This is a genomic window from Pseudoalteromonas sp. TB25, assembly GCF_000497995.1.
Classification (GTDB): Bacteria; Pseudomonadota; Gammaproteobacteria; order Enterobacterales; family Alteromonadaceae; genus Pseudoalteromonas; species Pseudoalteromonas distincta.
The window spans coordinates 1-7,122 of sequence record NZ_AUTI01000369.1 but is presented as its reverse complement, the minus strand read 5'-3'; the positions used below and the strand labels follow the sequence as shown (position 1 = coordinate 7,122).

The window sequence follows — 7,122 nt, the reverse complement described above, 5'->3', positions numbered from 1 at the left end:
AAGCCGCAAATACAATATTTGATGCCAATATAACCACCATGATCACCGCACTTATCTTATACGGCATAGGCTATGGGCCCGTTAAAGGTTTTGCCATTACACTCGCACTGGGGCTTTTAACGTCTGTATTTACAGGTGTGTACGTATCAAAAATATTAAGTCAAACGTTGTATTTAAAAATGGGTAAAAAAGTAGGAGAAAAAGCACATGCTTAACACTTTTTTGAAAGGTGAGGCGGGCACTCGTTTACGTTTTATGGGCATGCTTTTAAGCGCCATGTTAGTGTTGCTATCCGTATTTACGCTTACGCAAAAAGGTTTAAATTTCGGCCTAGACTTTACCGGCGGTTATTTAACTGAGTTTACAACCAGCCAAAGCGTTGAGCTAAAAGAGCTTCAATCGTTTATTGCTAAAAATCACAACGGTGAGTTTGAGCTAACCGCGCAAGGTAATAGCCATTTTCAATTAAGAGAAGCGCCAAGTGCATCAGCCACAGCTAATAGCCTTGATTGGCAAAGCGCTGTTACACAAAACGATGATATAAACGCACAGGTATTATCGTCATCTTATATTGGCTCGCAAGTGGGCGATGAGTTATTTGATCAAGGCTGTTTAGCCATGTTTGCTGCAATGATTGCGGTAATGATTTACCTTGCAGTGCGTTTTGAATGGCGATTAGCCGTTGGCTCTGTGGTAGCGCTAGTGCACGATTTAATACTCGTACTTGGATTATTTTCACTATTACAAATTGAATTTAACCTAACCGTACTGGCAAGTTTACTGGCTATTATTGGTTACTCACTTAACGACTCAATAATAGTAGGGGATAGAGTACGCGAGCTTTTACGTGTTCAATCAAACAATGTACTTAGCCCAGCGACTATTATTAATAATGCGATTAAAAGTACGCTAACACGTACCTTAATAACGTCGGGTACCACACTTGCAACGGTTGCGAGCGTTTGGTTGCTTGCAGGTGCACCACTGCAAGGCTTTGCTATTGCATTATTTACCGGCATTGTAGTGGGTACGTTCTCGTCTATTTGTATAGCGGCAACCTTGCCGGAACTATTGGGCTTAAGCGCTAAAAACTACGAAGTTAAAGTAGATGCCCACACGCAAACATTATTAGATATGCCATAAGGTTTTTAATAAAACACAAGCAAAGAGCTGCACCAATCAATCAATGGCTCTTTGCTTGTTTAATGCAAATTTAAGCCCCGCCAGTATTCCCACCAAACTTGCGGGGTTTAAAACAATGGTTTTAAGCCTAGCAAAAATGTTAAACTAACTGCCTTATTTTTACAGCCTGTATTGTACTAATCCCCATGAATAAAACCCACGTTATCGAACATCTTCGCTTTGCGCTAGAAGCGCAGCTTACAACAGCAAAAGTAGCGGCAAAAACCGCGCACGATACCGCCACACATGAAGAAAACATAGCCGAAAACAAATACGATACTCTAGGGCTCGAAGCCGCTTATTTAGCACAAGGCCAAGCCCAGCGTGTAAACGATTGCTATAAAAACATAGAATTGTTTGAGCCTGTCTTTAACGAAAAACCAACTGACAAAATAGCTATCGGTTCGCTGGTATGTTTAGAAGATGATAACGCAGCGCAAAAATGGTTTTATTTAGGCCCCGCAGCAGGTGGTTTAACAGTAAACGTTAAACAGCACGCAATTGCTGTAGTAACACCCGGCGCACCAATGGGTAAGCAGTTATTAAATAAACAAATTGATGATGAAATTACGTTAACAATTACAGGTAAAGCCCACGAATATGTGGTGGTAGAGATTTTATAAAGCTTTGGTTTTTTAAGAGAACACCATCTGACAAAGCTATGCCAACGTAATAATCGCTTATTTATATTCATAAATTAATTGTCGGATAGCATGGCTTCGCCATTTATCCAACCTACGTCAATGCTTTAATACCTGACGTGGTGAATATGTAATATTTAAATGTAGGTCGGATAAGCGAATTGCCATCCGACAAAGGTAATTTTGTCTCATAACATTATTAAAAGTCGTTTTGGTGCAAAACAACAGAGCCCATTTTATTACATGGGTAATCATCTGTTTACATTAAAGTTATTTAGTGGAATTATTGAATCATGTTATAAACCCCCAAGGTGGTGTTCAAGCCGTTAGGCGAATAGCACTTAATAATTCATAGGATCTCATTTGAAATTAACTAAAAAACAACAAAAAATAGCTCTAGATTTTTTGAAAAAAGTTTGGACGCAGGATAGAGGATGTAATGTCTGTAGCACAACAGATTGGACCGTACATAAAGAGCTATATGAAATGCGTCAGTTTAGCAGCGGAGAACTTACTGTTGGAGGCTCATTTGTTCCATTACTCATGCTTGAGTGTAAGAATTGCGGAAATACTTTGACAATAAATGCTACAAAAGTAGGGTTAGTGGGCCAAGGAGAAGACAATGAGTGATAACTTTGAATTTAAAGATACGCTATCCTATAAATCTCCTGATGCGCTTGATTGTTTAATGGTACCTGAAGATCAATGGGATGAAATTCATAACAATTTAAAAAACACACATCCATTTAGAGATAATCTATTATGGGTTTTATGTGGGATTTGTGGTGGTGGAGCTATTAGTGTTTGGGCTACTTACTTTGCATTTCCTAAAGAAATAGGTCACATCATAAAGCTAACTTTTCTGGTTCTTGGTATTTTATTACCTATAGTATCCCTAGTATTAGCTATTATTGCACTTAAAACAGGTAGTGAAACAACTTCAGAAAACGTTTCCTCCCAAATGGATGTTTTGAAAAAAGGTTTTAGAAAATTAACGACTGGATGATTTTTTAAACCTTCCCCTGTAAAAAAATTAGGATGACACCCATCCTAATTACCAACACGATAAACTATTACCTTTGTTCATAAATCTATTGTCGGATGGCATGGCTTCGCCATTTATCCGACCTACGTCAATGTTGTATATATCTTAAATTTACGCTTTATTTAGCTAATGCGTAACAAATAATACAGTGGACATACAATGCAATATCGTCGGAATTATGTAAAAGGAGGGTCATATTTTTTTACTGTTAATTTGCTCGACCGTAATAAATCGTTGTTAGTTGAGCATATTGATTTATTAAGAGAGTCTATCCGCGTTGTTAAATCCCAAAGGCCATTTTATATAGATGCATGGGTTGTGCTACCCGATCACCTTCATGCGGTTTTAACCTTGCCAGACAACGATACGGATTATTCTGGGCGCTGGCGAGAAATTAAAAAGCGATTTTCAAAATCACTCCCAAAAACAGAGTTTTTAACTCAAACAAGAAAACGTAAAAATGAGCGAGGAATTTGGCAACGCCGTTTTTGGGAACATACCATCAGGGATGATAATGATTATTGGCACCATGTTAACTATGTTCATTTTAATCCGCTAAAGCATGGTCTAGTTAGTCGAGTAGTTGATTGGCCTTATTCAAGTTTTCACAGAGCCGTAAAGCAAGGGATTTATACGAGTAACTGGTGTGGTGAAAAGATACACATAATTAAGATGTAGGTCGGATAAGCGAAGCGCCATCCGACAAAGCCATAGCAACATGATACACTTTAGCTTTGTACAAAAGTTTATTGTTGAATGAAATAACTTTGGCCTTTATTACGCGTCGGATAGCATGGCTTCGCCATTTATCCGACCTACTAGTTAGCCTTTTTTACAAACTTTGCTGTTACCATCATTTCGCCAATGCCATCTACTTTACAATCTAGCTCGTGATCTTTTTTATCAAGCACTCTTCTAACTACCGCTTTTGTGCCAATTTTAATGACTTGCGAGCTGCCTTTAATTTTTAAATCTTTGGCTACGGTCACTTTATCGCCATCATTAAGTAAAGTGCCGTTGGCATCTTTTACTAAAATTGCGTCTTCATCGTGTGTAGTATTTGGGTTCCATTCATAAGCGCATTCAGGGCATATAAGCAGTTGTTGGTCTTCGTAAACATATTCACATTGGCATTTTGGGCAAGCAGGCAGCGACATTTTTAACTCTCATAAGATATTGTTTTGCGTATTTTAATCTGCATTATTAGTTAATCAATATTTTTCATCTTCACGCTAAAAATATCTCGTTTGTGCGTTTTTAAAAAAGGGCATATAAAGCACATGTCGCTTAAGCAATTTAAGCGCTAACTCGTACAGTAGGTACCTGTTAAAGCACCCATCATATTAAGTGATTCGCGCAATGCCCACTTAGTACGATGGGTGTTTCTATTTATAATGCTTAGTATTTTACTAAGCATGCTTTTTATATTTTGACTTAACTAGGAAAAGTCGTGTTTAAAACCTTAATTGTGGTTGATAACAACGAGCAAACGCTTGCTCAATCGTTCGAAAATGTAATTACGTTTAATACCTACTTACGTGATTACCCAAAACATAACGAACCAAAAACACGCATTATTAATCTGTGCGACTCAAGCCAATACTTGAGCAAAGGTTACTATTGCTCATTACTTGCAGAGGCGCGCAAGCACCAAGTTTTACCCAGTGTAAAAACCATTAATGCTCTTCGTAGTGGCCAAGCTCCTATGTTAAATGTGGGCCAAATAGATGGCACACTTTACTTTGGTAATGCCCAAAACGATTTACAATCAAAAGCGGCAAAGTCGGTATTTAAACAATACCCAGCGCCTATTTTATTTGTTGATGAACAAGGATTATTGCAACAAGGCTCGATGTCGTCTTTAAGCGAGCAGCAGTACAGCGAATTTGTAGCCAAGCTAGATAACTTTACTAAAACGCAGTGGCGTATTAGTTCTGTGCAACGTCGTTTTAGATGGGACATGGCAATACTTGTTGATCATAGCGAAAAAGTACCACCGAGTGACAAAGACGCCATTGCACGTTTTATTAAAGCAGCTGCTAAACACGGTATTTATGCACAAGCATTAAGCTTTGACGAAATTGATAACATTGCCCAGTTTGATGCGTTATTTATTCGCCAAACTACAGCGATTGACCACCCAACGTATCGCCTTGCAAGCAAAGCGCAAAGCCTGGGTTTAGTGGTTATTGACGATGCTGAGTCTATTTTACGTTGTTGTAATAAAGTGTATTTACACGATGCATTTAATTATCAAAAAGTGCCAAGTTTAAAAACGGTTGTAGTGGCTGATCAAGCAAATGAAACGCTTGAGCAATTAGAAGAAGCGTTTACGTATCCGCTTGTTTTAAAAATGCCTGAAGGGTCGTTCTCAAAAGGTGTATTTAAAGTTTCAAACCGTGATGAGCTTGCCGCTAAGCTTACAGAGCTGTTTGAGTATAGCGCATTAGTGCTTGCACAAGAGTACATGTATACCGAATACGATTGGCGAGTGGGTGTGTTAAATGGCCGTGCAATTTATGCATGCCGCTATTTAATGGCGCGTAACCATTGGCAAATTTATAACCACGACGCTAAACGGTTTTTCTCTGGTGGCTTTGAAACTCTACCAACCTTTGAGTTACCAAAAGCGGTATTAGATGCAGCATTAAAAGCATGTAAAACAGTGGGTAGGGGTTTATATGGCGTAGATGTTAAAGAGCATCAAGGCAAAGCATATGTACTTGAAGTAAACGACAACCCAAGTATTGATCACAAGGTAGAAGACGGCTATTTAGGCGACGAGCTATACATGATCATTATGGATGAGTTTAAACAACGCTTAGAAGCACGAGGCCGTGGGTAATAACATGAGCAACCTTGTTATTCGAAAGGCGCTTAGTAGTGATTTAAATGCACTGATTGACGTTGAAAACGCTTGCTTTAATAACGATAAATTAAGTCCGCGTAGTTTAAAACGCTGGCTTAGTGCAAAACACGGTATTTTACTCGTTGCCCAAAATGGCGAGCAAGTATGTGGATATGGATTAGTGTGGTGCCATAAAGGGACTCGTTTAGCGCGTTTATATTCGCTTGCTGTAAAACCCACAATGCAAGGTAAGGGCGTTGCAAAGACATTGCTTACTAGCCTTGAAAAAGAAACGTATGAGCGAGGGCGTATTTACCTTCGTTTAGAAGTGGCTGTAAATAACGAAGGTGCGATAGGGCTTTATAAAAGCTTAGGTTACAGAGTGTTTGGTCAATATAGCGATTATTACGATGACCACAGTGACGCACTACGAATGCAAAAAAACATTCGACAAACGAGTGAGTTAAAAGTGGCGCGTTTAACGCCGTGGTATCAGCAAACTACTGAGTTTACGTGCGGACCTGCTGCACTATTAATGGCAATGGGCGCACTTGAGCCAACAACTGAGCTTACCCAATCGCATGAGCTGGCACTTTGGCGTGAAGGTACCACCATTTTTATGACATCGGGTCATGGTGGTTGCCATCCGTTTGGTTTGGCACTTGGAGCTAATAAGCGTGGTTTTAAAAGCGAGGTAATGGTTAATACCACAGAGCCTTTGTTTTTAGATGGTGTACGTAACGAGAACAAAAAAGTGGTGTTAGCTACCGTACACCAGCAATTTGTAGATGGTATAGCGCAAGCAAATATACCGCTTAAGCATAAAGATGTAGAGCTTGAGCATATTGAGCAGTGGTTAAGTAAAGGCTTTAGTGTGCTGTTATTAATTAGTACATACAGTTTTGATGGTAAAAAATCGCCACACTGGGTGTGTGTTACGCACCTTGATGAGTACTGCGTGTATGTTCACGATCCGTTTTGTGAGCCAGGTAACGATAAACAGCTCGCAATCGATTGCCAATATGTACCTATTGCGCGAAGTGATTTTAGTAAAATGTCAGCGTTTGGTAGCCAACGTTTAAGAACGGCGGTGGCTATAGCTAATAAAATATAAGGTTAACAGTGACTTTTTTAGATTTAATTGATGTAGCCCCGTATTCATGGGCAGCTATTGGTACTGCGGCTTTTTGCGGTGCCATTATTGGAATAGAGCGCCAATTGCGTGGCAAACCTGTAGGAATTCGTACATCAGCCCTAATAACGCTGGGCACGTATTTGTTTTTATCCACTGCGTTTAATTTACAAGGCGATGTAATTGACCACTCTCGCGTAGTGGGACAAATAATTACTGGTATTGGCTTTTTGGGCGCAGGCGTAATGCTAGCTAAAGACGGCGCTGTGGTAGG

At 39.5% G+C, this 7,122-nt stretch carries 9 protein-coding genes and 1 pseudogene; 9 read left to right on the top strand and 1 reads right to left on the bottom strand.

Annotated features, from left to right (window positions below):
• The 6 genes and pseudogenes from L652_RS0115860 to L652_RS0115835 form a co-directional block, all read left to right on the top strand.
• Positions 1 to 215: pseudogene (locus L652_RS0115860) on the top strand (protein translocase subunit SecD); the annotation flags it as partial.
• Positions 208 to 1,143, top strand: coding sequence for a protein translocase subunit SecF (gene secF / locus L652_RS0115855; RefSeq protein ID WP_024597021.1), 936 nt, complete (start codon positions 208 to 210; stop codon positions 1,141 to 1,143). The pseudogene L652_RS0115860 and the gene secF, both read left to right, overlap by 8 nt.
• A gap of 185 nt (positions 1,144 to 1,328) precedes the next feature.
• Positions 1,329 to 1,805 (top strand): GreA/GreB family elongation factor, encoded by a 477-nt coding sequence (locus L652_RS0115850; RefSeq protein WP_024603546.1) that lies wholly within the window; start codon positions 1,329 to 1,331, stop codon positions 1,803 to 1,805.
• Positions 1,806 to 2,186: 381 nt separating this feature from the next.
• Entirely contained in the window at positions 2,187 to 2,453 is a 267-nt protein-coding gene (locus tag L652_RS0115845) for a hypothetical protein (protein WP_024595113.1), read from the top strand.
• Positions 2,446 to 2,829 carry a hypothetical protein gene (locus tag L652_RS0115840; protein ID WP_024595114.1) on the top strand — a complete coding sequence of 128 codons (384 nt, stop codon included), beginning with the start codon at positions 2,446 to 2,448 and terminating at the stop codon, positions 2,827 to 2,829. Before L652_RS0115845 ends, L652_RS0115840 begins: the two co-directional genes overlap by 8 nt.
• Positions 2,830 to 3,027: 198 nt before the next feature.
• Positions 3,028 to 3,546 carry a transposase gene (locus L652_RS0115835; protein WP_024595115.1) on the top strand — a complete coding sequence of 173 codons (519 nt, stop codon included), beginning with the start codon at positions 3,028 to 3,030 and terminating at the stop codon, positions 3,544 to 3,546.
• Positions 3,547 to 3,686: 140 nt separating this feature from the next.
• On the opposite strand, the gene L652_RS0115830 is transcribed toward L652_RS0115835, so the two are convergent.
• Positions 3,687 to 4,025 (bottom strand): zinc ribbon domain-containing protein YjdM, encoded by a 339-nt coding sequence (locus L652_RS0115830; protein ID WP_024595116.1) that lies wholly within the window; start codon positions 4,023 to 4,025, stop codon positions 3,687 to 3,689.
• Positions 4,026 to 4,318: 293 nt separating this feature from the next.
• Here L652_RS0115830 and L652_RS0115825 point away from each other — a divergent pair, with 293 nt between their 5' ends.
• The 3 genes from L652_RS0115825 to L652_RS0115815 form a co-directional block, all read left to right on the top strand.
• Complete coding sequence (locus L652_RS0115825; RefSeq protein WP_024595117.1) at positions 4,319 to 5,713, top strand: RimK family protein; 1,395 nt, start codon at positions 4,319 to 4,321, stop codon at positions 5,711 to 5,713.
• Between the two features lie 4 nt (positions 5,714 to 5,717).
• Positions 5,718 to 6,830, top strand: coding sequence for a GNAT family N-acetyltransferase/peptidase C39 family protein (locus tag L652_RS0115820; protein WP_024595118.1), 1,113 nt, complete (start codon positions 5,718 to 5,720; stop codon positions 6,828 to 6,830).
• An 8-nt stretch (positions 6,831 to 6,838) separates the two neighbouring features.
• Positions 6,839 to 7,122: MgtC/SapB family protein (locus L652_RS0115815; RefSeq protein ID WP_024603545.1), on the top strand; the 284-nt coding region annotated here is incomplete at its 3' end.

Coding starts and splice junctions, on each gene's coding strand:
- secF (WP_024597021.1), top strand. CDS start 208: ATGCTTAACACTTTTTTGAAAGGTGAGGCGGGCACTCGTTTACGTTTT.
- L652_RS0115850 (WP_024603546.1), top strand. CDS start 1,329: ATGAATAAAACCCACGTTATCGAACATCTTCGCTTTGCGCTAGAAGCG.
- L652_RS0115840 (WP_024595114.1), top strand. CDS start 2,446: ATGAGTGATAACTTTGAATTTAAAGATACGCTATCCTATAAATCTCCT.
- L652_RS0115835 (WP_024595115.1), top strand. CDS start 3,028: ATGCAATATCGTCGGAATTATGTAAAAGGAGGGTCATATTTTTTTACT.
- L652_RS0115830 (WP_024595116.1), bottom strand. CDS start 4,025: ATGTCGCTGCCTGCTTGCCCAAAATGCCAATGTGAATATGTTTACGAA.
- L652_RS0115820 (WP_024595118.1), top strand. CDS start 5,718: ATGAGCAACCTTGTTATTCGAAAGGCGCTTAGTAGTGATTTAAATGCA.